The 25,164-nt window shown below is 71.5% G+C and carries 22 protein-coding genes and 3 pseudogenes; 8 read left to right on the top strand and 17 right to left on the bottom strand.

Features of this window, described 5'->3' with window-relative positions; translation table 11 throughout:
- A pseudogene (locus ACY5KJ_RS03935) lies at positions 1 to 640 on the top strand (hypothetical protein); the annotation flags it as partial.
- 32 nt (positions 641 to 672) lie between these two features.
- Here ACY5KJ_RS03935 and ACY5KJ_RS03930 read toward each other — a convergent pair.
- The 7 genes and pseudogenes from ACY5KJ_RS03930 to ACY5KJ_RS03900 all read right to left on the bottom strand — a co-directional run.
- Positions 673 to 1,080: pseudogene (locus tag ACY5KJ_RS03930) on the bottom strand (Rv3654c family TadE-like protein); the annotation flags it as partial.
- Positions 1,056 to 1,517 (bottom strand): TadE family type IV pilus minor pilin, encoded by a 462-nt coding sequence (locus ACY5KJ_RS03925; RefSeq protein ID WP_462202813.1) that lies wholly within the window; start codon positions 1,515 to 1,517, stop codon positions 1,056 to 1,058. The gene ACY5KJ_RS03925 and the pseudogene ACY5KJ_RS03930, both read right to left, overlap by 25 nt.
- Before the next feature lie 11 nt (positions 1,518 to 1,528).
- A complete protein-coding gene (locus tag ACY5KJ_RS03920) occupies positions 1,529 to 1,771 on the bottom strand; it encodes a DUF4244 domain-containing protein (protein ID WP_023840725.1) in 243 nt (80 codons plus the stop codon).
- Between the two features lie 93 nt (positions 1,772 to 1,864).
- Positions 1,865 to 3,196, bottom strand: a complete 1,332-nt coding sequence (locus ACY5KJ_RS03915) for a type II secretion system F family protein (protein ID WP_462185904.1) — start codon at positions 3,194 to 3,196, stop codon at positions 1,865 to 1,867.
- The gene (locus tag ACY5KJ_RS03910) at positions 3,193 to 4,452 is read right to left on the bottom strand and encodes a TadA family conjugal transfer-associated ATPase (RefSeq protein WP_462185905.1); all 1,260 of its coding nucleotides are present in this window, start codon (positions 4,450 to 4,452) and stop codon (positions 3,193 to 3,195) included. The genes ACY5KJ_RS03915 and ACY5KJ_RS03910 overlap by 4 nt, the downstream gene beginning before the upstream one ends.
- Positions 4,449 to 5,657, bottom strand: a complete 1,209-nt coding sequence (ssd, locus tag ACY5KJ_RS03905; RefSeq protein WP_462185906.1) for a septum site-determining protein Ssd — start codon at positions 5,655 to 5,657, stop codon at positions 4,449 to 4,451. The genes ACY5KJ_RS03910 and ssd overlap by 4 nt, the downstream gene beginning before the upstream one ends.
- 288 nt (positions 5,658 to 5,945) lie before the next feature.
- Positions 5,946 to 6,974: a hypothetical protein gene (locus tag ACY5KJ_RS03900; protein WP_462185907.1), complete on the bottom strand. Its 1,029-nt coding sequence runs from the start codon at positions 6,972 to 6,974 to the stop codon at positions 5,946 to 5,948.
- Positions 6,975 to 7,334: 360 nt separating this feature from the next.
- Between ACY5KJ_RS03900 and ACY5KJ_RS03895 the strand changes: the two genes are divergently transcribed.
- Positions 7,335 to 7,832 carry a phage holin family protein gene (locus tag ACY5KJ_RS03895; RefSeq protein WP_462185908.1) on the top strand — a complete coding sequence of 166 codons (498 nt, stop codon included), beginning with the start codon at positions 7,335 to 7,337 and terminating at the stop codon, positions 7,830 to 7,832.
- A gap of 176 nt (positions 7,833 to 8,008) precedes the next feature.
- A complete protein-coding gene (locus tag ACY5KJ_RS03890) occupies positions 8,009 to 8,923 on the top strand; it encodes an alpha/beta fold hydrolase (RefSeq protein WP_462202812.1) in 915 nt (304 codons plus the stop codon).
- A 35-nt stretch (positions 8,924 to 8,958) separates the two neighbouring features.
- On the opposite strand, the gene ACY5KJ_RS03885 is transcribed toward ACY5KJ_RS03890, so the two are convergent.
- The 4 genes from ACY5KJ_RS03885 to nth are packed head-to-tail and all read right to left on the bottom strand — an operon-like array spanning position 8,959 to position 12,292.
- Positions 8,959 to 10,143, bottom strand: coding sequence for a MarP family serine protease (locus ACY5KJ_RS03885; RefSeq protein ID WP_462185910.1), 1,185 nt, complete (start codon positions 10,141 to 10,143; stop codon positions 8,959 to 8,961).
- Positions 10,144 to 10,161: 18 nt separating this feature from the next.
- A complete protein-coding gene (locus ACY5KJ_RS03880) occupies positions 10,162 to 10,713 on the bottom strand; it encodes a hypothetical protein (protein ID WP_462202809.1) in 552 nt (183 codons plus the stop codon).
- Positions 10,713 to 11,561: an NUDIX hydrolase gene (locus ACY5KJ_RS03875; RefSeq protein WP_462185912.1), complete on the bottom strand. Its 849-nt coding sequence runs from the start codon at positions 11,559 to 11,561 to the stop codon at positions 10,713 to 10,715. Before ACY5KJ_RS03875 ends, ACY5KJ_RS03880 begins: the two co-directional genes overlap by 1 nt.
- Positions 11,558 to 12,292 carry an endonuclease III gene (gene nth / locus ACY5KJ_RS03870; protein ID WP_462185913.1) on the bottom strand — a complete coding sequence of 245 codons (735 nt, stop codon included), beginning with the start codon at positions 12,290 to 12,292 and terminating at the stop codon, positions 11,558 to 11,560. Before nth ends, ACY5KJ_RS03875 begins: the two co-directional genes overlap by 4 nt.
- A 144-nt stretch (positions 12,293 to 12,436) precedes the next feature.
- Here nth and ACY5KJ_RS03865 point away from each other — a divergent pair, with 144 nt between their 5' ends.
- Positions 12,437 to 12,673, top strand: coding sequence for a hypothetical protein (locus ACY5KJ_RS03865; protein WP_023840719.1), 237 nt, complete (start codon positions 12,437 to 12,439; stop codon positions 12,671 to 12,673).
- A gap of 140 nt (positions 12,674 to 12,813) precedes the next feature.
- Positions 12,814 to 13,503, top strand: coding sequence for a Crp/Fnr family transcriptional regulator (locus ACY5KJ_RS03860; RefSeq protein WP_462202811.1), 690 nt, complete (start codon positions 12,814 to 12,816; stop codon positions 13,501 to 13,503).
- Positions 13,504 to 13,607: 104 nt separating this feature from the next.
- On the opposite strand, the gene ACY5KJ_RS03855 is transcribed toward ACY5KJ_RS03860, so the two are convergent.
- The 5 genes and pseudogenes from ACY5KJ_RS03855 to ACY5KJ_RS03835 form a co-directional block, all read right to left on the bottom strand.
- Positions 13,608 to 17,231, bottom strand: coding sequence for a tetratricopeptide repeat protein (locus ACY5KJ_RS03855; RefSeq protein ID WP_462202808.1), 3,624 nt, complete (start codon positions 17,229 to 17,231; stop codon positions 13,608 to 13,610).
- Between the two features lie 349 nt (positions 17,232 to 17,580).
- Positions 17,581 to 18,468, bottom strand: a complete 888-nt coding sequence (locus ACY5KJ_RS03850) for an MBL fold metallo-hydrolase (protein ID WP_462185917.1) — start codon at positions 18,466 to 18,468, stop codon at positions 17,581 to 17,583.
- Between the two features lie 2 nt (positions 18,469 to 18,470).
- The gene (locus tag ACY5KJ_RS03845) at positions 18,471 to 19,418 is read right to left on the bottom strand and encodes an NUDIX hydrolase (protein WP_462185918.1); all 948 of its coding nucleotides are present in this window, start codon (positions 19,416 to 19,418) and stop codon (positions 18,471 to 18,473) included.
- Between the two features lie 115 nt (positions 19,419 to 19,533).
- A pseudogene (locus ACY5KJ_RS03840) lies at positions 19,534 to 19,986 on the bottom strand (RidA family protein); the annotation flags it as partial.
- Between the two features lies 1 nt (position 19,987).
- Positions 19,988 to 20,152, bottom strand: coding sequence for a DUF4177 domain-containing protein (locus tag ACY5KJ_RS03835; RefSeq protein WP_462185919.1), 165 nt, complete (start codon positions 20,150 to 20,152; stop codon positions 19,988 to 19,990).
- 232 nt (positions 20,153 to 20,384) lie between these two features.
- Here ACY5KJ_RS03835 and ACY5KJ_RS03830 point away from each other — a divergent pair, with 232 nt between their 5' ends.
- On the top strand, positions 20,385 to 21,416 hold the full coding sequence (locus tag ACY5KJ_RS03830) for an ArsA-related P-loop ATPase (RefSeq protein ID WP_462202810.1): 1,032 nt from the start codon (positions 20,385 to 20,387) through the stop codon (positions 21,414 to 21,416).
- The gene (locus ACY5KJ_RS03825) at positions 21,413 to 22,708 is read left to right on the top strand and encodes an ArsA family ATPase (RefSeq protein WP_462185920.1); all 1,296 of its coding nucleotides are present in this window, start codon (positions 21,413 to 21,415) and stop codon (positions 22,706 to 22,708) included. The genes ACY5KJ_RS03830 and ACY5KJ_RS03825 overlap by 4 nt, the downstream gene beginning before the upstream one ends.
- A 163-nt stretch (positions 22,709 to 22,871) precedes the next feature.
- Here ACY5KJ_RS03825 and ACY5KJ_RS03820 read toward each other — a convergent pair whose 3' ends face one another.
- Positions 22,872 to 23,228, bottom strand: coding sequence for a WhiB family transcriptional regulator (locus ACY5KJ_RS03820; protein WP_462185921.1), 357 nt, complete (start codon positions 23,226 to 23,228; stop codon positions 22,872 to 22,874).
- Positions 23,229 to 23,780: 552 nt separating this feature from the next.
- Here ACY5KJ_RS03820 and ACY5KJ_RS03815 point away from each other — a divergent pair.
- The coding region (locus tag ACY5KJ_RS03815) for a transglycosylase domain-containing protein (protein ID WP_462202807.1) at positions 23,781 to 25,164 on the top strand (1,384 nt) is incomplete at its 3' end.

Raw genomic sequence — 25,164 nt, 5'->3', positions numbered from 1 at the left:
GAAGAGCCGGTATGTCGACCAGATCGGCTTTTCTCCGTCGTTTATGCCAACGTCCATGGTTTTGGAGGTCTCGGTGGTAACCGTCGGTGTCGTGCTGTTGCTGGTGGCTGGAGTTCTCACCGCGGATCTCGTGTTGGAGAACAGCGGCCACACCGATGTCCTGATCATGGGGCAGATGCTCTCGTTCGACATCTGGGGCCTGTTCGTCCTCGGCCTGGTAACGGGAGTGCTGGTAGCGGCCGGCGTGCAGCTCTTCCTGCAGGGCCTCGCGCGGGATCGCCGCCGCCACCGGATGGAACGCCAGCGCGTCCGGGAGATGGAGGCGCTGGTGCGTTCCGCGCTAGCCGCGCCCGCCACCAGCGCCCCCCGGTCCGTCGAAGCCGACACCGGCGGGGCACGAACCCGGACGGCCCCGCCCCAGGCGCGTCCGGCCTCCGCGACCGCTCCGATGCCCGCGACTGCTCCCACTGCAGCGTCCTCGGGCCAGATCATCACCCATCCCCACCGGGGCGACCGGATCGTCGCCCGCGTCGCTGATCTGCGGCGCCGTGACAGTGGCGGTGATGCGGCGAGTGGCGCCGCCCAACCTCGCGAGGGCGTCCGTTCCGGAACCGGGTCGTCCACGCCGACTGGGAAGTAGACACCCTCCGCTCCTCCCCACGGCCCGGCACGGGCACGGGCGGACAGCTCCGGGAGCGGGCCGAGTACCGCCGGTAGGCGCGCGAGGACCGTCACTTCGACGGCGTTGCCGTCGACCCGGCAGGCCGCCAGCCGCGCCCCGTTGGCTGCGCTGACCTCGTCGGCCCGCGCGCACATCGTCCGCTGGTTGGTGGGCGGCATCGCTGCGGCCGCGAGGGCGGCGAGATCCGCCGCTCCAGCGGCCCGCTGCCGGACCGTGCTGATCACCGTCACGGTGAACGCGACGCTCACCAGCGAGAGCAGCGCGAACAGGACGGCCAGCAGCCATACCGTCGCGGACCCTGCATCGGGGGCCGCGGCGGACGGCGCTACCCCCGGCGTGACGGTCGGCAGCGTCCTCAGCCGGCGCGTCCCGCTCACGACGCCATCCGGGCCGGGCATCCGGTGGGGGCATCGGACGGAAGATCGGCCGTCGCTTCGACGGGGGTGACGGCCCGCGCCGCCACCTCGATGCCGGGAACCAGCCGGCTGACGCCGATGCCACCGACGTGCACCGACACCTGTACCTCGAGCCGACCCGCGCCACGGTGCAGCGTCACGGTGGAGCCGACGGGTGCCGCCTGGATCACCACGGTATGCACGGCCGAATCCGGCTCTCCCCTGGCAGCCAAGCGGGCGCCGATGCGTGCCGCGTCGGCGCATCGGGCCTGGGCTGCGACGGCACCGAGCATCCAGGCGGCCAGGAAGAAGACGACGAACAGTGAGGGCAGGCCGATCGCGAGCTCGGCGGTGGCCTGGCCGCGGTCCGGCCCGCGGACGGATCTCCCACGTCGACGGGTCACCGGCCGCGGCGGCCGCTGGGAGGAGCGCACAGGCATCACGGCCGCGCTCAGAACGCCACGGTCAGCGCGCGCTGCACCACCGAGGAGACCAGCGACCGAGTCGCGGAGCTTGACACCACCGCGTAGAGGACGCCGGCGAACGCCACGGCCGCAAGCGTGCCGACCGCGTACTCGGCGGTGGACATGCCGTGGTCGCGGGCCTGGACGGCCGGGCGCCACACGCTGAGGAGCCGCCGGGACACCGGCCATCGTGACAGGCGTCGGCACGAGGAGCGGGCTGCCAGGAACATGAGAACTACCTCCGGGACAGGGGAGGATCGGGATCGAGCGATGGGTCAGGCCTGGATGCTCGGCGCCGCGGTGGCAGCTGGATGATCGGGACTTCAGGCCGGCAACAGCGCGGGGACGGATCCGAGGACCATGGGGACCACTCCGAGCAGGAGAAAAGCGGGAAGGAAGCACAGGCCCAGGGGCGCGACCGCCAGGACACCTGCCCGACGAGCCGCGGCGATGCTCTCCGCGTGGGCTTCGTCCCTGGCACGATCGGCCAGTCGGGTGAGAGTGGCGGCGAGCTTCGCCCCGGACGTCTCCGCGCGATCGAGCGCCATGATCGCTGCCCGCACCATCCTGGCCCGCCGGGATGGCGGGGTCACGCGTCCGCGGCGAGCCCATCCGGGCAACCGGTCGGTGAGCTGGGGAGCATGACTCGCGGCCACCAGTCGCTCGCAGGCGGCGCCCACCGTGGCGCCCGCCGCGAGTGCATCGCCTACGGAGCACAGTTCCGCGCCCAACACACCACCGGTGGCGGCGCCGACGGCCCGCACCGCCGACACGATGGTCCCCCCGCTGCGCAGACACGCCGCGATCAGGTCCAGCGCCAGGGGAAAGTCGGCGAGGAACCGGTCGTGCCCCGCGGCGGAGGTCGGGGGCGCGACGCCCGTTGCATCCACGGCTACCGGCCCTCCCCGTCGCTCCACGCCGTCCGCCAAGCGGCGAAGCCAGCGGACTCCGACCAGGTCGGCGAGCAGGCATCCGATCCCCGCCGGCGTGCCCAGCAACACCGCGATCGGCGCTGCTCCCGCGAGCGACCCCAGGACGATTCCGGCCAGCGGGAGCGAGGCCACCAGCCGTCCGGATGACCGGGGCCCGGCCAGTGCCGAGGTCAGCTCGCCCGCCCGCACCGCGTCGGCGCGGGCGACCGCCGCGAGCATCGTCGCGACGGGAGCCAGCCTTGCGCCGACGGCCGCGTAGACCTGGTAGGCGACTCCGAGCTGTCGCAGTGATGACGCCTCACTGCGGCACAACAATGGACCGGGCTCCTCCGTCCGGTCGAGCGCGGCACCGAGCTGGTCCAGGGGCACCCAGGCCGATCGTCCCGTCGGTGCCGCAACGAGTTCGTCGATGCCGCCCGCCGCCCGGCGCAGGGCCTCGAGCTGGGGTGCGCCGGCGTCGAGCTCGGCCGCGAACGCGGCGAGGAGGTCTTCGGCGGACTGGCGGACCGCCACCTGCCTACGCCGCTCCCGTGACCGCCGTCGCGCCCGGGCGAGACAGCAGAGCAGCACGGCCACGACGCCCGCCGCCACCGGTCCGGCGGCCAGCGTGAGCAGGACGGCACCGAGGACCAGGCCGATTCCCGAACCGATCACGGTTCCGGTCCTCGGCCGGGTGACTGCGACGGTTGCCGGGACGGTCCCCACGCGCTCGAGTACGGTCATGCTCGCCTCCGCACCTGCGACCCGGCGTCGACCAGGGTTGGAAGCGAGACACCGCGCACGTCCAGCAGGTCGCGCAGGATCGGCAGGCCCTCCGCCGGCGTCGGGTCGCAGGCGCGCATGGCTAGCCTGTTCCGGGAAGGTGAGGCAGGAACGACCAGGGCCGGCACGACCTGAACCAGTCCGCTGCCCGCCTGGCGGAACACCCCGATCGCGCAGACCCGGCGGCGGCCGTCGGCCTCCCGGCGAAGATGAACGGCGGTGTGGAGCGCTGCCGCGATCTGGCTGTGGACCGCTGGGCGGGACAGCCCGGCGAGGGCGGCGAGAGCCTCCAGACGGGTGGGCAGCGCACTGGTGTCGTTGGCGTGCACGGTGCTCAACCCGCCCTCGTGACCGGTGTTGAGGGCGACGAGGAGATCGAGCACCTCGGGGCCGCGGACCTCGCCGAGCACCAGCCGGTCCGGGCGCATGCGCAGCGCCTGGCGGACCAGATCGCGCTGGGTCACCTCGCCAGCGCCCTCGATGTTCGGCGAGCGGGCCTCGAGCCGCACCATCCCCGGACGGTCCATGACGAGCTCGGCGGTGTCCTCCACTAGCACGATCCGTTCGTCGGGGCGCACCGCTCCCAGTAGCGCGGCAAGCAGCGTGCTCTTGCCCGAGCCGGTTCCCCCGGTCACCACGATCGCAAGTCGGGCGCTCAGGACTGCGTGCAGCACGGCCGCCACGGCCGGGCTCATTGTTCCGGCGAGCACGAGTTCGTCGAAGGTGAAGGGGCGACGCCGGGTCCGTCGCAGCGACAGGCACGTACCCTGCACCGCAATCGGTGCCAGAACCGCGTGCAACCGGGTTCCGTCGCGCAGTTGCACGTCGGCGAAGGGCATCGCGGCGTCCAGACGCCGCCCGGCCGTCGCGGCGAGACGAACGGCCAGGCGCCGCACCGCTTCCTCGTCCGCGAAAGCGACCGAGGTACGGATGAGCCGGCCCCGGCGTTCCACCCAGACCTCGCCGGGCCCGTTGACCAGGACATCGGTGACGTGTGGATCAGCGAGGAGGGGATCCAGCGGGCCCGCTCCGAGCGGCTTCGCGGGTACGGTCGTCGGTTCCGGTGGTTCCGGTGGTTCGAGCGGTTCCGGCGGGATTGCGAACGGCGGTGAAGATCGTGTGGAGACCGCGGGCCTCGCGGCCGCTCGGGCAGCCGGTGCGGCCGCGTGACCTGTGGCGGGGAATGGGGACCTGCGTCGCTCGCCGAGCCCGGTCATGACCAGGCCTCCGGATCGGGCCACACCCGTGGCCCGAGAACGCCGAGGCGGGTCAGCAGTTCCTCGCTGAGGCGATCGATGGTGTTCCCGCTGGCTGAGCCGCCGTAGCGGTCGCGAGTGGGAACCGGACGGTGCCGTCGGCTGCTGATCACCCCGGCCAGTGGCACGCCGAGCATCGTGGCGATCGCCTCCGGGGTGAGGCGGTCGGATGGGTGCAGCCGGACGACGGCGCGCACATCGGCAGCCTGGCGGATGGCAGCCGAGCAGACACGTTCGGCCGCCACGATCGACGGCAGGTCCGCGGGCGTGACGATCAGCACCGTCTGGCAGGTCCGCAGGGCCACGGTGGTGCCCGCGTCGGTTGCGGTGGCCGCCGGATTCCCTCGGCCGGGGAGATCTAGGATCACCAGGTCGGACGTGCAACGAGCGGTCGCGAGCAGGGTGGCCATCGTCGCCGGGGGAACGGCTGGGCTGACAGCGGGATCCCAGGACACCACGGAGAGGTCACCCCGGCGGGGCAGCAGGCCGGACCAGGCGATCGGCCCGACCGGGCCGTTCCCGTCCATCTGGTCGTGCTGGTCGTGGCGCGCGGGAAACAGCGACGCCAGGCTGGAGGTCTCCCCGCCAGGGAAGGCACCGGACATGGACGGCACGAGGCGGGCGAAGGCGGGGGCGAGCCCACCACCGTGCGGATCCGCGTCGATCAGCATCGTGCGCAGGTCGTGCCTCAGCCCGGCCAGGGCTAGCGAGACGGCCAAGGTGGAGGCTCCCGTCCCGCCGCGGCAGCCGATGATGCCCAGCGTCACCGAATGATGCCGATCGAGCCCGTCGAGATCGCTGAGGAGGTCGACGAGCCAGGGCTCGGCTTCGGGAAGGAAGACCACGTGATCGGCGCCAATGCGCACGGAGGCGTCCCACACCCGGCCGTCGTCGACGTGTCCTCCGACCAGGACGACATGCCGTCGATCGGGCAGCGCGGCCGCGATGCACGGCTCGACCTCGTCCATTCCGACGATGATCATGGGGGCCGACGTCCAGTTGCGGCGCACCGCGCTCATCTCGGTGGCGACCGTCATCGATACACCGGCGGCCGCCGCAAGCCGCAACAGATCGTCAAGCAGGTCCGGAATGGCGGTGACGATGAGCGGGCGTACGACCGGACCGTGGTTCTCCGCGGCGGTCAGCAGGGGCGGCGCAGGGGACATGGCGGCCTCGTTCCCATCGGGGTCGGGGAAGACGTGGTCTCACCATGCGCCGCGACAGGCCCTGTGGATGACCGCCCTCCACAGGGCCTGAAGATGTTCTGATGGAGGTTTCGACCGGCCGAGACCCTGCCGAGACCGCAGGCCGGGAACGTGTGGCTGCCGCCTACGTGGCAGGAGGGGCGGCGGCCCACGCAGGGGTCCGTACCGAGTGGTTCATACGGGCAGGTTCGTTGTGGTCCATCCGTGCAGCGGATCCGTCAGGTGCGTCAATCGCGCCGTAAGTGTGGATCAGGTCCGGGCGAGCGCCTCGCAGACGGCGAGGGACTCCCGTGCGGCGAGTTCCAGGGCCTTCGCGCAGTGCCGTACCCAGATGGCCACGCCGTCGGCGCCGCCACCGACATAGGCTGCGGCGGCCTCGCGGTACCCGGCGATGACGTCCCCGGCGATGACGTCCCCGGTGCGGTCCACCCGCAGGATGCTCGCCGGGTTCTGTCCCAGCTTGAGATGCCCCACGTCGGTCGCCGTGAGCGCCTTGGGATCGAGGCCCCGGCCGATCAGGACCAGGCGGGCGGCGGCCCGGGCGATGACCCCGTCGAGGGCGCCGAACGGTCGCAGGGCCAGCAGTTCCCCGTGCACCACGGCGGCCACCACGATCGCCGGCGCGCTCGTGGGCGCGACGAGGAGTCCGGTCAGGCCATCCAGCCGGACCGAGGTCTCCACCGAGTGGGGAGGCGGGCCCAACCGCAACGGGTCGAGGATCTCCCGGGTGCCGGCATCGGCCCGCGGACGACCGAGCTCGTCGTCCGGGACGAAACCCCGGCCCAGCAACACGTGCATGCGGGCCAGGGCCTGTCGCGGTGCCTGCTCCCAGGCCGGAACCAGGATGCCCAGCTCGGCGTAGAGCCGAACCGTGCCGAGGACGACAGGGAACGGATGGCCGGATCCGGCCATGGCGGCGTCGTTCCGCGTACCGCGGTCGGTGACCGCTCCGGCCTCCGACGCGTCCGTCTTCTCCAGACCGGGGAGCACACCTTCGGGCCCGGATCGGGCCAGGTGCGCCCGCAGTTCGTCCAGGCTGATCTCGTATCCCTCGAGGGCGGCGCAGGCGCGGGCGGCCCGCAACGATGCCTCCGCGGTCACCTCGGCGCTCTGGCGGCGCAGAACGCGGTGGCGCAGGAGCGTGTCCACCGCGGATCGGGCGCTGTCCGCCGCTTCGCGCACTCCGGGCAGAGCGGCAACACGGGCGAGTGGATCGGCGGCGAGGACTGTTCCAGACGGGCGGAGACTCACAGCTCGCACGCTACCCGTTCGTGCCATGCGGGCTGGGCCACGCGGGGTCGGACCGCCCGGGCCGTGCGGGCCAAGCGGGAAGACGGTGAGACCCGTAGGAGGAGTCACAGGTCTGAGCCGCGTCGTTGGGCCTCCGGGCGGCTCCGCGCGGGGGAGACTGCGTAGAGGGACCGGGGCGGCGGACCGCGTCACGACGGGGGACGGTCGGCCGGGAGGGTGTTGACGGTATGGGCCGGAGGGGCCCAGGGCGGATGGCCTCCGGTGGGGCTTCCCGGTCCACCGCCGGTTCGGACCCTGTCGGATCAGGGCGCAGGTCGGATCAGGGTGGTAGCGCGAACTGTCCCGCCGTCCAGCACGGGCGGGTCGCCGCCAGAGGGAGGACCAGAAGTGTCGATCGCAGCCGGGAAGGCTCGGGACGGCCGTGAGCCGACGCTGGGTGAGCTGGTGGCCCTGGCCACTCGCGATGTCTCGTTGCTGATTCGTCAGGAGATCAACCTGGCCAAGGCCGAGCTCGCCCAGCAGGCGGTGTCAGCTGTGCTCGGAATCGGTTTTCTGGCGGTGGCGGCCGGCCTCGGGTTCTGCGCTCTGATCGCCGCCACGATCTTTCTGGGGGAGCTGTTCACCTGGGCCGGCATCGAGCGTTTCTGGTCCTATCTGCTGACGGCCGGTCTCTACCTCGTCGTTGCGGGGCTGCTGGCCCTGTTCGCGATGGCGCGGTTCCGCAAGCTCTCCCCGCCCGAGCGGACCATCCAGACCGTGCGCGACGACATCACCTGGCTACGTAATCCCACGACCGCCCCAGTCGGGTCGGCGGGCCCGGTCGGACCGGGAGACGCGGTCGGGTCGGCGGATGCGGCCGCCCACCCGGGCCAGCGCGGGCACTGACACCCTCGCGCTGGGTGCGCGGTGTCCGCCGGTACCCAAGCCTGCCGGCGGTCGGCAGAGGGTCTGGCGACGGAGCCGGCGGCGGACGTTCGAGGGCCGACTGCGGACCCCACGACCGGCCCGTCACGAGCACCGCCGGTCCGGGGCCGATGGCTGGTCTGCCATCCTGGCAGGCGATGGAGGACACCGTTCTCGAGCCCGCCACCGTCCTGGTCGACGGGCCGTGGCGGCACCGTGACGTGTCTGCCAACGGTACCCGGCTGCACGTGGCGGAGTTGGGGAGTGGCCCGCTCGTCCTGCTGCTGCACGGCTTCCCGCAGTTCTGGTGGGCCTGGCGTCACCAACTCACCGCGCTGGCGGCGGCGGGCTACCGCGTCGTCGCGCCGGACCTGCGCGGCTATGGAGCGAGTGACAAGCCGCCTCGGGGCTATGACGCCTTCACTCTCTCCGATGACGTGGCCGGTCTGGTCAGGGCATTGGGGGAACCGGACGCCGCGGTCGTGGGCCACGACTGGGGTGGGCTGCTTGGCTGGACCACCGCGGTTCGTCACCCGATGGTGGTGCGTCGGCTCGCGATCCTGGCCATGCCTCATCCGCTGCGGCTGCGGCACCAGATCGCGGCGGATCCCCGTGGTCAGGGTGCCGCCAGCCGGTACATGCTCGGTTTTCAGCTGCCATGGCGGCCCGAACGGGTCCTGGTGGCCGAGGACGCCGCCCACGTCGCAACGCTGCTACGCGGCTGGGGAGGACCGGGGTATCCGGATGCCGAGGCCGAGCGGCGATATCGATCGGCAATGCGCATTCCCGGGGTGGCGCACAGCTCCCTGGAGTACCACCGGTGGATCTTCCGGTCGTTGTTCCGGCCCGATGGGGCGCGTTTCGGTAGTGTCCTCCGTCGGTCGCTGCGGATGGAGACCCTGCAGATACACGGGGAAATGGACCGTTGTTTCCTGCCGTCCACCGCCCAGGGCGCCGGGCGCTACGTCAGCGGTCCCTACACCTGGCGCCTGCTCGGTGAGATCGGGCACTTCCCGCATGAGGAGGCCCCCGACCTCGTCAACGCCGAACTGGTCGGCTGGCTTCGTCCCTGAGCGTCGCCCGGCCGTCGGTGCGGGAGTACCGGCGGTCAGTTGCACCCCTGCGTGCTCACCTCCGCCGTGGCGATCACCCCGGCGGCGGCAGGCCTGGCCACTTCGGCGGCGCTCAGGACGTAACCGGTATCGCTGTCGTTGACGGCCGCGGCGAACACGACACCCAGGACGTCCCCGCTTTCGGACAACAGGGGTCCACCGGAGTTTCCCGGCAGCACCCGTCCGCGGACCGCGTAGATGTCGCGCAGGACGAGGCCGTGCGAGTAGATGTCCGGGGCCTGGGCGGTCTGATGGTTGCGGACGCGCGCCGCCACAGTGGTGTAGGGCCCGTCCTGGGGATAGCCGGCAATCACTGCGGCATCTTCGGCCGCGGCCGGTGGGTTTATCCGGAACCGCAGCGGCGGCCGTTGCAGGTCCGGCACGCGGAGCACGGCGACGTCCCGGTCGGGGTCGAACAGGACGACCTCGGCCGGCAGGGTGCGCGAGGCCAGCACGATCATCGGACGGTGCACCCCGGCTACGACGTGCGCGTTGGTCATGACGCGTTGCGGGGCGATGACGAACCCGGATCCCTCGACCCGTTTGTCGCAGGACCTGGCGACGCCACGGATCTTCACGATGCTCGCCGCCGCGTTGCGGACCCCGGCAGTCTGGGTGGAAGCGGGATCGGGCGGATCGGCGGCGACGATGCGCCCGCCGCCGAGCCCGGCGAAGACCTCGGGGAAGCCGTTGTTGTCAGCCAGTTGGCGCAGGTCGGCGAATGCACTGCGGACCTCGTTGGGCATCCCGGCGTCCACGGTGGCGAGGATCCGCGATTCCCGGACAGAGCGAGCGAGGGACTCGAAGGGCGACCGATCGACGGCCGTCGCCAGCAGCCAGGCGACAAGAACCACCGATAAGCCGGAGAGCACCGCACCCGCGGCGGCATCGACGGCCCTGCCGGGGCGCCAGGTCACCCGGTTCCGGATGGCGACCCCGACCGCGGTGCCCGCGATCTGCCCGACCAGGGCGAGACCGAGCACGGTCAGGAGACCGACCATGGCGCCGTGGCTCTCCTGACCGATCAGTTCGGCGAAGGGCTTCGCGACCTTGGCACCGAGCACACCGCCGCCGAGGAAGCCGACGAACGACAGCGCGCCCACCAGGAAGCCCTGCCGGTACCCGGAGATCGCGAAGAGCACGGCGAGCAGGAGAAGAACGATGTCCAGGACGTTGAGCACGACGGGCGTCGGTTCGGCTCAGGAGATCTTCAGTGTGGCTGTCATGTTGGGATGCAGAGTGCAGACCACCGGGTAGCTACCCGGTTCCGTCACGGAGAAGGTGATGCTCTGTGGCTCTCCCGCGGAGACGATGCGCGTGTGTGCCTCGGGAATCCGCGGAATGACGAAGTTGTGCGGCGGGGACTGCGGCGTGACCGAGAAGTCGACGCGGATCCGCCCCGGCCTGGCCACCAGTTCCATCGCGGAGAAGTGCAGGTTCGGCAGGCCCGTGACGGCGAAGATCTGCAGGCCGCCCGCTCCCTCGGTGGGAGTGAGGGAGGGCCCCGTCGACGCGCCGTCCTTGCCCGAGCCGCCGCAGCCCGCGGCGCCCAGGAACAGACCGAGCGCCAGCCCGAGGGCTACCGTGAGCCGGCCCAGCCGGGGTGTCCGTCCGGTCCAGCCCGCCCGGTCCATCCAGGCCACCCGAGCGGGCGGGCGCTGGATACCACCCGGCCGTCGTGACCGCCCCTGCCGGGGGGAGTGGATGGACGGTCGCGGTCCCGCATGGTCACGGTCCGCGGTGCTGGTCATCAGCTGTGCCTCTCGTCGCAGGGCGATGCCGGTGCCGTCGGCGGGCTGGACTTGTCCAGTGGCGGGGACTTGTCCAGTGGACCGGACTGTAGCGGTGCAGGGGACGGTGCCGGCGGGCGGGACGTCTGCGCGGGCATGACCGGGGTCCCGCTGGTCGTGGCCCGCGCGACTGGGTAGTCGATGAGCTCGGTGTCGTCCCACGGCTGTTCCCACCCGCCGAGACGGAGAAGAACATCGAGGATGCCCGCGGTGAAGCCCCGCACCAGCATGCTGCGGACCCGAAAGGCGGGTCCGGCGAGGCCGGTGCGGTGGCGCAGCATGACCCGGTTGGCCGGGTCGGCCAGCTCCGCGAGTGGCACCCGGGCGACCGACGAGGTCTCGGCGGGATCGACGGGCACGACCGCGCACGGAATACGCCACCAGCCGATCACCGGGGTCACGAGATAACGACTGGCGTGCAGGTAGAGCGGGGAGGCGACGGTGAGCACCTCGACCCCCGCGGGATCGAGCCCTACCTCTTCCTCGGCTTCGCGCAGCGCCGTGTGCACCCGCGACTCGTCCGTCGCGTCGGTGGCGCCACCGGGGAACGCGGGCTGGTTGGCATGGCTGCGCAGCTCGGCCGCCCGTTCGAGCAGGAGGATGTCCGGCCCCTCCGGGCCATCATCGCCGAACAGGATGAGTACGGCGGCCGGTCGAGCATCCGCGCCCGCATGACCCGGATGGGTCCGGCTGGTCACGAGGGCCTGCCCGGCCTTCTCCGCCAGAGTGCGCAGCCAGGCCGGGGGCGGGGGGATGGTGGCCCCGTCGGCGTCGAAGGCGCCGTCGGCGTTGGCTGGCATCTCGTTCATCGCAGGGTTTCGACGTCGTTGCGTGTTCCCCGGACCAGCCGGGCCGCCTCGGCAGGCTCAGTGGGGCCGAGCCCGAAGGACGGGCACAGCCGGGCCAGCCCGCAGGCGCCGCAGGCCGGGCGGCGCGAGTGACAGATCCGTCGCCCATGAAAGATCATGCGATCGGAGGCGATGGTCCAGTCCCGCTGTTCGATGAGCGCCGCCAGGTCCGACTCGACCTTGACGGGGTCGGTCTGAGTGGTCAGCCCAAAGCGGCGGGACAGCCGCCCGACGTGAGTGTCGACGGTGATTCCGGGCAGGTCGAACGCATGCCCCAGCACGACGTTCGCCGTCTTGCGACCGACGCCCGGCAAGGTCATCAGGGCCGCCAGCGACCGTGGAACCTCACCGTCGAAGCGTTCGGTCAGGGCCGCGCCGATGCCGATCAGCGAGTTCGCCTTGGCGCGGAAGAACCCGGTCTGTCGCAGCATGTCCTCGAGTTCGGCGCGGTCCGCGCCCGCATAGTCGGCTGCGGTCCGATAACGGGCGAACACTCCAGGAGTGACCTCGTTGACCTTCTTGTCCGTGCACTGGGCCGACAAGACGGTGGCGACCAGCAGTTCGAGAGCGTTGTCGAAGTGTAACGCGATGTGGGCGTCGGGATGGATATTGCCCAGCAGACGCACTATCCGGCGAGCCCGCCGGGTCTTCGCGAGCGGGGTCTCCGCCGCGGCGTCGACGGTTGCGGGCATGTCTGGCAGCGTATCTGCCGGTCGATCCGCCCGTCCGGCACCGCTGCCGGGTGGTCCGAACGGGCTCCGGCCAGGTGGCCGATGCGCGACACACCCACCCCCGGTCGCATGCGATGGTCGCCGGTCGGCCACCATGGAGAGGTCATGTTTGTCATTGCCGCGGTCACCTTTCCCCTGCTGCTTCTCGGCCTTCTGCTGGCGATGGAACGGGTGGAACGTCCGTTGAATGCCGCCGACACCGGTAAGGGCCTCGAGGGCTTCCTCGACAACGCCCGGCCGGACGAGGTCAGCACCTTCGTCAATCAGGGCCTCCCCGCCGCGTTGGAGCGATACCGGCGGCGTCTGCGCCGACCGCCGCCGGGCAAGCATCGAGCCGCCTGACCGCGCGGGGCTAGGCCGGGCCGATCGGGCCTGTCGGGTCCTGTCGATCGGGCCTGTCGGGTCCTGTCGATCGGCCTGTCGGAGCCATCTGGGGGTCCCTGGCCGTGCTCTCTGCCGATAGTCCTGGCATGCTCAGGACCGTGGAGGATCTGCTTGCCCGCGTACCACTGTTCGTAGGGCTGTCCGAGCAGGACCGAATGGCCCTCTCTGACCATCTTGATCGGCAGGAGGTCACCCGTGGGGACGTGCTGTTCCGTGAAGGAGATGTCGGGGACCGGGTCTTCGTCGTCCTGTCCGGAAAGGTGAAGATAGGACGTCAGTCGGCCGACGGCCGGGAGAACCTGCTGTCCGTGATGGGTCCCGGAGACCTGTTCGGAGAGCTGTCGTTGTTCGACCCCGGCCCCCGCACGGCTACCGCTACGGCAGTCACGGATGCATCGCTGCTGTCGCTGGAACATACCGCGTTGCGTCCCTGGCTGCGATCACGCCCGGAGGCGGGCGCGATGCTCCTACGAGTGCTGGCCCGCCGGTTGCGGCGTACCAATGACAACGTTGCTGACATGGTGTTCACGGATGTGCCGGGGCGAGTGGCGAAAGCCCTCCTCGACTTGGCGGAACGCTTCGGAGAGCCGGCACAGCCCGGCAATGAGGCCGCCGGTGTCCGTGTCGAGCACGGACTCACGCAGGAGGAACTGGCCCAACTGGTGGGCGCATCCCGGGAGACGGTGAACAAGGCGCTCGCCGACTTCGCCACCCGGGGCTGGCTGCGCCTGGACTCCCGCGCGGTCGTGCTGCTCGATCGCGAACGCCTGTCCCGCCGCGCACGCTGAGGCCGGCGACCGGCGACCGGCGAAAAGCTCGGGGTCCCGCCGGGGCCTCGAGCGCCGGTCGACGCGCGCAAGGCCTGGCCACGGGAGGTGACCGCTCCAGCGGGTTATCCGGTCGTCCCGGCCACGCCCGCGGGGGTGGTGGTCGCGCCGCCGGCGGCGTCGGCGGCCCCGCTGACCGGCAGGTTCCCCAGCAGCCGGCGGGTCTGCGGCGCCTCGCTGACAGCCCCCGTGGCGGTCGCGGCCGCCAGGGCCCGCAGATAGGCGGCACGACCGCCTTCCAGATCGCCGTTGGCCACCAACGCGGTGCCGAGCGCGCGGTAACCGAGCACCTGGGCGCGTACGTCCTCGGCACCCACGTTGACCGCGCGCCGGGCCACGATGAGAGCCTGGGCGGGCTGCCCGGCATCCAACAGGATGCCGGCGAGATGGGCGTATGCCTGCCGGCGGGGGAACATCAGGGTTGCCGGTTCGCTTGCCGACAATGCCTCCCGCAACAGCTCGGTCGCCTCATCGAGCCGCCCGCGAGCCCGGGCGATCTGCGCGACCAGTACCTTCGCCCCGAGCTGGGCATGCGGGCGCAACTCCAGCTGCGCGAGGTCCGCCTGCGCGATCTCGGCGGCCTGCCCGGCCTTGTCCACTTCGCCGGCGTCGAGCCAGGTCAGCCCGAGCAGCACCCGGGCCAGCGCGCCGACGACGATGTGCCCGCGGGCGGCCGCCTCGGCACACGCCTGTTCCAGGTACTCTGCCCCGCGGGCCGGTTCGCCGGTGCCACGGGCCGCCAGCCCACGGGCGACCAGGGTCAGCATCGTTCCCCACGCGTCGCCGATGCTGGCGAACAGCTCAGCGGCCCGCTCCGCGTGGGCCTCGGCGGTGGCGATGTCGCCCAGCTCGGCGGCCGCTATCGCGTCGATGGTGAGGCAGACGGCCATCCCCCACTGCTCGCCCACGGAACTGGCCAGCTCGATCAGTTCGCGGGTGAGTTCGCGGGCCCGGGTGAGCTGCCCGGACAGCAGCAGCACCAGCGCCTCCGTGCCCCGGCACCAGCCGAGGCCGCCGGTGTCCTCGAGCCGGTCGAACACCGCGGACGCCTCGCGCAGCGTCCGCTCGGCGCGGGGGTAGTCCCCCCGGGTGGTGGCGCTCCAGGCCAGGTGCTGTAACGCCCAACCGACCCCGCGGGGGTCGTCGACCTGGCGGGCGATCGCGAGGGCCTCGCGGTATCGCTCCTCCGCCGCGTCGATGCGGCCAGCGTTGTATTCGAGCATGCCCAGCCGGCGCAACGCGGCGGCCTCCGCGTGGTCGTCACCGGCCTGTTGCGCCGATTCCAGGGCGGTGAGCAGGCACTGCGCCGCCTCTTCGGCGCGTCCCTGCTTCTGGCGCAGCTCGCCGAGCACGGAGAAGGCGGCGGCCCGTCGGGCGGGTGCGTTGGCCCGTAGCGTGGGGCGTAGCGTGCGTTCGGCCTCGTCGAGTTGGCGCAGCGCGACCAGGGCCTCAGCGTGCAGCACGCGGGCGGCATTGTCCTCATCCGGGTCGATGATGCCGCGGCCCAGACGGCGCGCGTTGGCCAGCAGGTCGGCGGCGGCCCGATGATCGTCTCGGGCCAGCGCCTCGCGCGCCAGCCGGACATGTGCGTGGAACCCGGACATCCGGGACGACCAGGCCGGATCGGTGGCGGGAAGGTTCATCGATGCGGCCAGGTCATAGGCCCGCAGGGCGTGGTTCGCGACAAAGGTGGAGACGGCCCGCGAGCTGCCGACCATCGCCGTCACCCCCCAGCGCGCCGCCGTGGCGTGCCGGCGGGCCCGCTCGACCTTGGGCAGCCCGGCGTAGGCGGCGTCGCGGGCCATGGGATGGACGAACCGCCACCTCGTCTCCGTCGCCCGGGGCGGCCGGGCGAGCTGGCGCTCGGTCAGTACCCGCAGCGCGCGGGTGACCTCCTCGGCGGGCCGTTCGTCGACCACCGGCAGCGCCTCGGCTGGAAACCGCGGGCCGAGCACCGCCGCCGCGCGCAGCACCGCCTTGGCCACCGGGTCGAGATCGTCGATGCGGGCGGCCAGCACCGACTGCACCCCGGCGGGAAGAGTCGCCTCCGTCAGGGAGCCCTCGAGGACCCAACCCGGCCACTCCCCATTGGTTGTCTCGGCCGACTGGTGCAGCATTCCGCGGTCGATCAGCAGGTTGAGCAGCTCCACCAGGAAGAAGGGGTTGCCATGCACCCGGGAGAGCAGATCGGCCCGGCCGCGGGGCTCCAGCTGCACCCCGCCGAGATGATCCTGCAACAGGCGGCTGGAGGCCTCGAGGCTCAGCGGCTGCAGGGCGATGCGATGGATGTGGGGCAGCTCGGCGAGCCGTGGACCCGTCCGGTCCAGCAGCACAAGCAGAACCGGTCCGGACAACGCCGAGGCCAGCCGGCTCATCGCGTCGCTGAGCTGGCTGGTCGCCCATTCCAGATCGTCGATCATGACCAGGATGGGCCCGGAGGACGCGAGCGCGCCGAGGAGCAGGGCGACCGCGTCCACCGTCGCGTCGACGGACCGCTGTTCGGCCTCCGCGATGTGCGAGGCCCGGGCCGCCGGATCCCCCGGAGCCGCCGCGGTGGCGACGGCGGACCGCCGGTCGAGCGGAACGCCGAGCAGCAGCAGCAGTCGGTCGGCGATGCCGGGTGGCAGCCGGGCACCGCTGTGCGGATGCGCCAGCCCCGCCACAGTTCGCCGGACGCGGTCGGCCACCCGGTCGAGGGAGTCGCCGTCGGTCACCCCGCACGCGTTGCGAACGACGTCGACCAGGGGCGCCAGCCCGTGGCCGTCACCGTGCCGGACCGTCCGTCCCCAGAGCACCGTCGTGCCGGGGGTCCGCTCCGCCCGACAGGCGAGTTCGACGGCCAACCGGGTCTTGCCGATCCCGGCCTCCCCGGTGATCAGCGCCACCTCGGGTGACCGGTTGGTGACGACCAGGTCGAACAGATCGGTCAGCGAGGCGAGCTCGGCGTCCCGGCCGAGGAACATGGCGTCGTCGGCGAGTCCGGGGCGGGCGACGTTCGACGGGCGCAGGCTCACCAGCTCATAGGCTGGGACGGGCTCCCGCTTGCCCTTGAGGACCAGGTCGGGCAGCTCTCGCCAGGTGGCCACGGACCGGGTGGCGAGCGCGGTCTCCCGGCCGGTGTAGACGGTGCCGATCGTGGCCGCGGCCGACAACCGGGCTGCGGTGTTCACGGTATCGCCGATCACGGTGTAGGAGAGTGCGGCCTGCACCCCCGCGAGGACCTCGCCGGTGTTGACGCCCACCCGCAGGCCGAGCCGGCCGTCATCGTCACCCCCCGTGGAGGTGAGCACCAGCCGACGAACGGTCTCCTGCATCGCGGCGGCGGCCCGAACGGCACGTTCAGGGTCATCCTCATGGGCGGTGGGGGCCCCGAAGACGGCCATGATGCCGTCGCCGGTAAGGTTGTCGACGCGGCCGCCGACCTCGTCGATCTCGTGGGCGAGGGCGGCGAGGACCCGATCGGTCATCTCCCCGACGCGTTCCGGATCGCGATCCTCCGCCCAGGCGGTGAAGTCGGACAGATCACCGAACAGAACGGTGACGACCCGGCGCTCGGAAGCATCTACCGCGGGACTCTCGACCGAGGTGAACTCCAAGCCGCAGTGGTAGCAGAATCGTCCGCCCGGAACGGCCGCGGAGCTGCACCGGGGGCACCGCAGCGGGCCCGTGTGCGGAGCTGTGATCACCATGGGTGGGGCCTCCCGTCCGGGTGGCCGGTGGGTGGGGGGCCGGACCGGTCGCCCGGTTTCCGGCTGGTCGAAATCGTCATCCTGCGCACGGGCGGTTCCCTCCGTGCCAGAGTTTAGTGGCCTGGGTCTCCTTCCCCGAATCCCGTCCTGTCGGATGACCGACCGCAGCCGCGTCGATGCTGCTGCGATACCGCTGCGTGGTGCGATACCACCGCGTGGTATCGATCCGATATCTCTCGGTGGTGTCCCGATATCTCTCGGTGGTGTGAGGCGGCCGTCCGGCTACCGCTGCCACGGACGTGCCGCTCGCCATCGGCCTTCCGGCTGGCCGGCTGGCCGGCTGGGCTGATCAGGCGCCGTCGGGGTGCTCCCGCAGGTAGGTCAGCTGGGCGCGGACCGACAGTTCCGCCGCGAACCACAGGGCGCGGTCGACGTCCGCGTAGACCCGGCGGACCACGTCGGCCGCATCCGCCTCCGCGGCGTCGACCCCGGCGTCCACCAGAGCACGCCGCACCTGGTCGAGTCGGCTGTGGCGGTGAGCCAGATATCGCTCGGCCGCGTGGCCGGCCGCGGGCAGTTCGGGGCCGTGGCCGGGCAGCACGGTGGTCTCGCCGAGTTCCCGCAGCAGCCGCAGGCTGTCCAGGTAGTCGCCGAGACGGCCGTCCGGGTGGGCGACCACGGTACTGCCACGCCCGAGAATCGTGTCTCCGGTCAGCACCGCCGGACCGGGCAGGAGGCCACCGGAGGCCGGGCCCGGCTCCGGCCGGTCCCGGTAATCCGCGGGGTGCTCGTCTCCGCCGGGCGGCCCGTCTTCCCCGAGTGGTTTGTCTTCCCCGAGTAGAAAGAACGACAACGAGTCGGCGGTGTGCCCCGGAGTGGGGAGGACCCGGAGCTCGATGCCGGCCGTGGCGATCACATCGCCGGCGGTGAGCCCCTCCGATCCCAGCCGGAAGACGGGGTCGAGCGCCCGGACCGGGGCGCCGGTGAGATCGTGCAACGTGGCCGCGCCGGCACTGTGGTCGACATGGCCGTGGGTCAGCAGAATCAGGTCGACGCGGCCGGCCGCCGCGACCGCCGCCAGATGTCCGGCGTGGTCCGGGCCGGGGTCCACGACCACACACCTCTCCTCGCCGGCGGCGCGCAGGATCCAGGTGTTGGTGCCGTCGAGCGTCATCGGGCCCGGATTCGGAGCGAGAAGCACGGCGGCCAGGGGAGTGATCTGTCGAGGCGCGGCCATGGCTACTGCTGCGCCCGGTCGGCGGGGCCCGCGTCCCGCAGATCGTCGTGGTTTCCCGGGTCGTCGTATGCCTCGTCATGCGGCAGCAGGAGGCGCGCTTCGCCGCCGCTGACCAGAATCCTCGGCATGATCGGCGACAGGTCGCGGGCGTGGGCGGCGGCCAGCACCGCCGCGACGTCGTCGTATTCGGACAGTTCGGCGAGGGTGAACGCGGTGGGTGGCAGCATGTCCATCGTCCCGGCTGTATGGCGTTCGAGGGCGTCCGCGGGGCGTATCCACTGCATCCGGTCCGCCTCGCTGGAGGGCTGGCCGGGATGCTGGCCCGTGGGAAGCGCCGCGACGAAGAACCTGGTGTCGTACCGTTGCGGCTCGGTCTCGGGAGTCACCCATCTGGCCCAGGGGGCGAGGAGATCGGCCCGCAGCACGAGGGAGTATTTGCGGAGCAGGGCGCTCAGGCCGAGCTCGTGCCGTTCCAGTGCGAGGCGCTCGGCGGCCCGCAGCTGATCGCTGAGCGCCTCCGGGCCGCCGCCGAGCCGGCCGTCCTCGCCCGCCACCGCGCCGGCCAGCAGGATCCCGCATTCCTCGAAGGTCTCCCGCACGGCGGCACAGACGAGCGCGCGGGCGAGTGCGGGATCAGCGTCGAGCGCGTGCATGACCTCGGCGACCGATGGACCCGCCCAGGGCACGTCCGGCCCCATATCGGCCGGATCTACTCGTCCACCTGGGAATGCGTACATCCCACCGGCGAACGCCATGGTCGCTGCCCGGCGCAGCAGGTATGCCTCGATCCCCTGGTTACCCGGCGCGTCGCGCAGCAGCACGACCGTCGAGGCATCGCGCACCGCCGCGGGTGGCGCGGGCGGATGGCGCGCCGTCACCTCGTCGCGGCGGCCTCCGTCGGCCGGGGACCAGCGCAGCCGAGCGATCAGGGCAGCCTTGTGGTCAACCATTGCCCAGATGCTAGAGCCGTTGGTGCCGAGGCGGGGTTTGTTTGTCCCGGCGGCCGCGGCGCGCCGCCGCGATCCCGAGGCCGGCACCGGCGGGACCGCCTACTACCCCCCCGAGCACCAGTTCGATCTCGACCGGTGCGCCCAGCGGCAGCGCCGAGACACCGACGGCCGAGCGGGCATGCTGACCGGCCTCGCCGAAGACCGCCGCGAGCAGTTCACTCGCCCCGTTGACGACCGTTGGCTGGCCGGTGAAGCCGGGGGCGCTCGCGACGAATCCAACCACCTTGATGATCCGGGTGATCCCGTCGAGTCCGTCGGCCACCGACGCCGCTGCCGCCAGCGCGTTGAGCGCGGCCGTCCGGGCGAGCTCCGCGGCCTGCTCGACGGTCACCTCGGCGCCCGCGCCCACCAGGCCGGTGTGGGCCAGCCGGCCGTCCACCAGCGGGAGCTGACCGGCCGTCCAGATCAGGCCGCCCGCCCGGACCGCGGGAAGGTAGGCGCCGGCCGGGGTCGGGACCGGCGGCAGCGTCAGGCCCAGCGCCGCCAGGCGTTCGCTCGGTGCGGCCATGTCAGGACTGGCTCTTGGGACGCTTGAAGTAGGCGACGAGGCTCTCGGGGTTGGGACCGGGAACGATCTGGACCAGCTCCCAGCCGTCCTCACCCCAGTTGTCGAGAATCTGCTTGGTGGCGTGGATCAGCACCGGCGCCGTCACGTACTCCCACTTCGTCTGCATGACACCGGACCTTAGAGCATCGCGCCGACGGTTCCGGACACCCGTGTCACCGGGCCCGAGCCTTCGCCGCCACATCGTCCCGGTCACCTCTCCCCACATCCCCTACCTTGGCTCGCCCCGCGGTGCGCCGCGGGTTTTCTCCCGGCTCACCACCGTGGTGGGGACCGTGCACGCGGGTACGGTCAAGCCTGTGAACGGCGAGAACACCGTGACCGACAGCGAGAACGCTGTGATCGACAGTGAGAACACCGTGACCAAGGAAGTGAGTAGCGAGGTGGCCGGTCCATGGGACCGGCGGTTGCACATCGTTACCGGCAAGGGCGGTACCGGCAAGACGACCGTGGCCGGCGCGCTGGCCGTGGCGCTTGCGACCGATGGTCGTCGAGTCCTGCTCACCGAGGTCGAGAGCCGGCAGCAGATCGCGCAGCTGTTCGACACCCCTCCGTTGCCCTACCGGGAGCGCAAGGTGGCCAGCGCTCCCGGCGGCGGGGAGGTGTTCGCGTTGGCGATCGACGCGGACGAGGCCCTGCTGGAGTATCTAGAGATGTTCTACAACCTGCGGCGGGCCGGGATGGCCCTGGGCAGGATCGGCGCGGTGGATTTCGCCACGACCGTCGCTCCCGGGGTTCGCGACGTGCTGCTCACCGGCAAGGTCAAGGAGGCGGTCAACCGGCCCGACGCCACCCGGCCGGGAGGGCTGGCCTACGACGCGGTGGTGCTCGACGCGCCGCCCACTGGTCGGATCACCCGGTTTCTCAACGTCACCGCGGAGGTGGCGGGGCTGGCCAAGGTCGGGCCGATCCGGGCCCAGGCCGACAGCGTGATGGCCGTGCTGGCGCCCGATCGGGCCGCCGTGCATCTGGTCACCCTCCTCGAGGAGATGCCGGTGCAGGAGACGGTGGACGGCGTGGCCGAGCTGACCCGTGCTGGTCTGCCGCTCGGCGGTGTGGTGGTCAACATGACCCGCCCGCCCCTGCTGCGCGCGAAGGAGTCCCGCCTAGCCCGGCGCGGGGAGCTGGACCGGGAGGAGATTGCCGCCGGGATCAAGGAGGCTGGGATGGAGCCCACCCCTGAGCTGGTCGAGGCGCTGGCCTGGGAGGCGGCCCAGCACGCCGATCGCGTCGCGCTGGAGGCGGCTGAGCGTGCGGAGATCGCCGGGCTCGGCCGCCCCGTGTATGAGGTGCCGCTGGTCGCGGACGGCGTCGACCTCGGCACTGTCTACCGGTTCGCGGAGATGCTGCGGGCGCAGCAGATGGTGGCATGAGCTCCGCGTGCCCGACGCCCGGTGCACCACGGCGGGAACCCGGGGCGCCGTCCGCCGGGCCGTCCGCGGGGCGGCGAAGGCCGGCAGCGGGGAGCGTCCGGCAGTCGGCGGCGCGTCGCGGCGGGCCGGGAACGCGCCGGACGCGTCCGCATCCGGCCGGCGTGCCACTGCTCGACGTCGACGCGATGCTCGACACGGAACGAATCGTGGTCTGCTGTGGCTCGGGTGGGGTCGGCAAGACGACCATGGCCGCGGCGCTCGCGCTGCGGGCGGCCGAGCGCGGGCGCAACGTCGTCGTCCTGACGATCGACCCGGCGCGGCGACTCGCCCAGGCCCTAGGCCTGACCGCGCTCGACAACACCCCACGCGAGGTGGCCGGTGCCGCCGGTGGTCGCCTCGACGCGATGATGCTGGACATGAAGCGGACGTTCGACGAGATCGTCCTGGCGCACAGCACCCCCGAGCGGGCCGAGGCCCTCCTTGCCAACCCCTTCTACCAGTCGCTGTCGTCCTCCTTCGCCGGCACCCAGGAATACATGGCGATGGAGAAGCTCGGCCAGCTCGACGCCACCGGCACGTGGGATCTGATCGTGGTCGACACGCCCCCGACCCGGTCGGCACTGGACTTCCTCGATGCTCCGACGAGGCTCGGGGCCTTCCTCGACGGAAGGCTGCTACGACTGTTGCTCGCGCCGGCGAAGGCCGGCGGGCGGGCGTACGTGAAGGTGCTCGGCGCCGGCCTCGGCATGTTCACTCGAGTCCTCACCAAGGTGCTCGGCGCCCAACTGCTGACCGACGTCAGCCAGTTCGTGGCGGCACTGGAGACGATGTTCGGTGGCTTCCGGGCGAGGGCGGAGGAGACCTACCGCCTGCTCGGCGATCCCGGCACCTCGTTCATCGTGGTCGCCGCGCCCGAGGCCGCGGCGCTACGGGAGGCGTCCTACTTCGTCGATCGGCTCGACGCGGAGGGGATGCCCCTCGCCGGACTGGTCGTGAACCGGATGCACCACAGCGATGCCGAGGCGCTCAACGTCGAGCGCAGCCTCGCCGCCGCCGAGAACCTCGAGGAGCACGGGGAGCATCCGCTTGCCGCCGCGGTGCTGCGCATCCACGCCGATCGGGTCCGGCTAGCGAGCCGGGAGGCGCGGCTGCGGGAGCGGTTCACCAGCGCCCATCCCGACACCCCGATGGTGGAGGTGGAGGCGTTGTCGGAAGACGTGCACGATCTCGTCGGACTGCGGGAGATCGGCGATGCGCTCGCGCGTGACGAACGGCTGGATCGGACCGCTTGATCAGCTTGATCATCCTGATCGGCGAGCCCCGGTTCATCCGGGCGAGAGAACGCGGTTGACAGCGGATGTGTGTGATCCCGGACCGGGACGACGTTGTCCTCGGGCGGGAATAGCCGGCGAAGGATCCGATCGGCCTTGGGGGACTGGTCGGACCACCGCTGAATCAGCCGGCGGAGGCCGATCTGTGATCGGCCTGGGCGTCCGTGAGCAGCTTCCGCCAGGACGTGACGTCCGGGCGGCGACGTAGCAGCGCGCGACGCTCCCGTTCGGTCATGCCCCCCCAGACGCCGAACTCGACGTGGTTGTCGAGAGCGTCCGCGAGGCACTCGGTGCGGACGGCGCAGCCGAAGCACCGGGTCTTCACCCGGTTCTGGGCGGCGCCCTGGACGAACAGCTCATCCGGGTCGAGGTCGCGACAGGCGGCGTGGGCCGTCCAGTCGCCGTCGACGGTGGAACCCACGAGATGGGTCGTGTTGGCACGGCGTGGCGTGCTGACGGTGGGGGTCAGGCTTCTGGTCATGCCACCTGCCTTTCTTCTCGAGTCCGGGTCAGGGGCCCGTGCGGGTGGTGACGTGGCGTTGCCCCGAAACCGTACGGAGTGGCGTGGCCACGGCACAGACCCCACACGGGTGGTTGTCCAAATGACTAGTCCGGGCCATTGATCCGGATCGCCATGGTAGTGCTGTCTGTGACTTCCGCATGTCTGTTGCGTGACAATGAGGTATCGGCTCGGAGGTGGTGCGGGTTCTTCATCGCTTCGTTTCCGTTTTGACGAGATTGCCCCATTGTGGGACAGAAATCACGATGACGCCTAAAAGTAGAGGTGTGGAGCGTGGACGGCGGGGCAGCCGGTGCGGAGGTTGTCACGGTCCTCCGGGGCGCGCCCGGGACCGGCAGGGTCGCCGGCCGGGGCTGGAACTGCGACGTCCCAGCTCACGGCATTATCGGCTGCGATGGGCCGCCGCCTTGCGGTGTTCGTGGAAATCGGGGCGGCGGGGGTGGCGCTTGTTGATCGAATGTTGGCCCGTATGCTCCGACGGGTGGCCCAGCCTGGCTGGACGGAGGTCCCTGGATGACCGCGCCCCCTGGGCACCCCACGCCCGGTCGTGGGCGGTTCGAGGATTCCGCCCGCGATCGTGTACCGGGGCGCCGGTACGAGCCTGACGAACTCCGCTTCGGCGACGTCGACCAGCCCGCGCCTCGTCCCATCGCATCATCGGCCCGCCGGCTGGGGTTCGTGGCCACGCGGCTGCTCGGCGCCGGTGTGATCAGCGTGGTGGCGGGCGTGCTCGTCGGCATGCTGGCCCTGCCGGTGGTGGGGGCGGCCGGACTGACCGTCAAGGGCGGCACGGACGACTTCCTCGACCTGCCGGCCAACCTGGCTGTCCCCCCGCTGGCCCAGGCGTCGCGCGTCCTCGACGCGCGGGGGAACGTCCTCGCCGTGCTGCGCGGGGAGCAGGACCGCGAGGTCGTGTCCCTGGGCCGCGTTCCGCCGGTGATGCGTCAGGCGATCATCGACATCGAGGATTCCCGGTTCTACGAGCACGACGGGCTGGATTACAAGAGTCTCGTCCGGGCGTATCTCACCAACCGGGAGAACGGCGAGGTCACCCAGGGCGGCTCGACCCTGACCCAGCAGTACGTCAAGAACGTTCTTCTGATGTCCGCGACGACGGCCGAGGCGAAGGAGGCCGCGACCGAGCAGACCGTCCAGCGCAAGCTTCGGGAAGCGCGTTATGCGCTGTACCTCGAAGCCCATCTGAGTAAGGACGAGATCCTCGAGCGTTATCTCAACATCGCCTACTTCGGCGATGGCGCGTACGGCGTCCAGGTAGCCGCGCAGCACTACTTCAACGTCGACGTCGACAAGCTCACCCTGCCGCAGGCGGCGCTGCTGGCCGGCCTGGTGAAAAACCCGACCGCCTTCAACCCGGTGATGCATCCGCAGGCGGCGCGGGAACGGCGCAACGTGGTCCTCGACCGCATGTTCGAACTTCATCACATCGACGCGGCGGCCTTTCACCAGGCGCACGACGGCGAGGTGGTGCTCAACCGGCCGCCCCACTCGGCCGATCCCTGCGCCGACTCGGTCGCGCCGTTCTTCTGCGCCCTCGTGCGCCAGCGGCTGCTGAACGACAGATCCTTCGCCCCGACGGAGGAGGACGCGCGCAGACTGCTGTTCGAGGGCGGCCTCACGATCAGAACGACGCTGGACCCGGTGGCGCAACAGGCGGCGCAGTCGGCCGCGACCGAGGTCATCCCGATCGGGAACCGGGTGGCGGCGAGCGTCGCGATGGTGCAGCCGAACACCGGCCAGGTGCTCGCCCTGGCGATCAACCGGGTCTACGGCCCGGCGGCGGACGGACAGCCCGCCGCTCTGTCCACGGACTTCGTCCACACCAAGGAGATCTATCCCGTCGACGAGGACTCGTTCTCCTCGGGATCGACCTACAAGG

The sequence above is a fragment of the Frankia sp. CcWB3 genome, assembly GCF_977927595.1.
The sequence above is the reverse complement of the archived record's forward strand: the minus strand, read 5'-3'. Positions and strand labels throughout refer to the sequence as shown.

Excerpts from the sequence above, each read along its gene's own strand:
- ACY5KJ_RS03835 (WP_462185919.1), bottom strand. The coding sequence starts at position 20,152 with ATGCAGACGAAGTGGGAGTACGTGACGGCGCCGGTGCTGATCCACGCC.
- ssd (WP_462185906.1), bottom strand. The coding sequence starts at position 5,657 with ATGTCCCCTGCGCCGCCCCTGCTGACCGCCGCGGAGAACCACGGTCCG.
- ACY5KJ_RS03875 (WP_462185912.1), bottom strand. The coding sequence starts at position 11,561 with ATGAACGAGATGCCAGCCAACGCCGACGGCGCCTTCGACGCCGACGGG.
- nth (WP_462185913.1), bottom strand. The coding sequence starts at position 12,292 with ATGCCCGCAACCGTCGACGCCGCGGCGGAGACCCCGCTCGCGAAGACC.
- ACY5KJ_RS03910 (WP_462185905.1), bottom strand. The coding sequence starts at position 4,452 with ATGACCGGGCTCGGCGAGCGACGCAGGTCCCCATTCCCCGCCACAGGT.
- ACY5KJ_RS03825 (WP_462185920.1), top strand. The coding sequence starts at position 21,413 with ATGAGCTCCGCGTGCCCGACGCCCGGTGCACCACGGCGGGAACCCGGG.
- ACY5KJ_RS03920 (WP_023840725.1), bottom strand. The coding sequence starts at position 1,771 with ATGTTCCTGGCAGCCCGCTCCTCGTGCCGACGCCTGTCACGATGGCCG.
- ACY5KJ_RS03855 (WP_462202808.1), bottom strand. The coding sequence starts at position 17,231 with ATGGTGATCACAGCTCCGCACACGGGCCCGCTGCGGTGCCCCCGGTGC.
- ACY5KJ_RS03845 (WP_462185918.1), bottom strand. The coding sequence starts at position 19,418 with ATGGTTGACCACAAGGCTGCCCTGATCGCTCGGCTGCGCTGGTCCCCG.
- ACY5KJ_RS03850 (WP_462185917.1), bottom strand. The coding sequence starts at position 18,468 with ATGGCCGCGCCTCGACAGATCACTCCCCTGGCCGCCGTGCTTCTCGCT.
- ACY5KJ_RS03915 (WP_462185904.1), bottom strand. The coding sequence starts at position 3,196 with ATGACCGTACTCGAGCGCGTGGGGACCGTCCCGGCAACCGTCGCAGTC.
- ACY5KJ_RS03880 (WP_462202809.1), bottom strand. The coding sequence starts at position 10,713 with ATGACCAGCACCGCGGACCGTGACCATGCGGGACCGCGACCGTCCATC.
- ACY5KJ_RS03890 (WP_462202812.1), top strand. The coding sequence starts at position 8,009 with ATGGAGGACACCGTTCTCGAGCCCGCCACCGTCCTGGTCGACGGGCCG.
- ACY5KJ_RS03820 (WP_462185921.1), bottom strand. The coding sequence starts at position 23,228 with ATGACCAGAAGCCTGACCCCCACCGTCAGCACGCCACGCCGTGCCAAC.
- ACY5KJ_RS03900 (WP_462185907.1), bottom strand. The coding sequence starts at position 6,974 with ATGGCACGAACGGGTAGCGTGCGAGCTGTGAGTCTCCGCCCGTCTGGA.
- ACY5KJ_RS03925 (WP_462202813.1), bottom strand. The coding sequence starts at position 1,517 with ATGCCTGTGCGCTCCTCCCAGCGGCCGCCGCGGCCGGTGACCCGTCGA.
- ACY5KJ_RS03865 (WP_023840719.1), top strand. The coding sequence starts at position 12,437 with ATGTTTGTCATTGCCGCGGTCACCTTTCCCCTGCTGCTTCTCGGCCTT.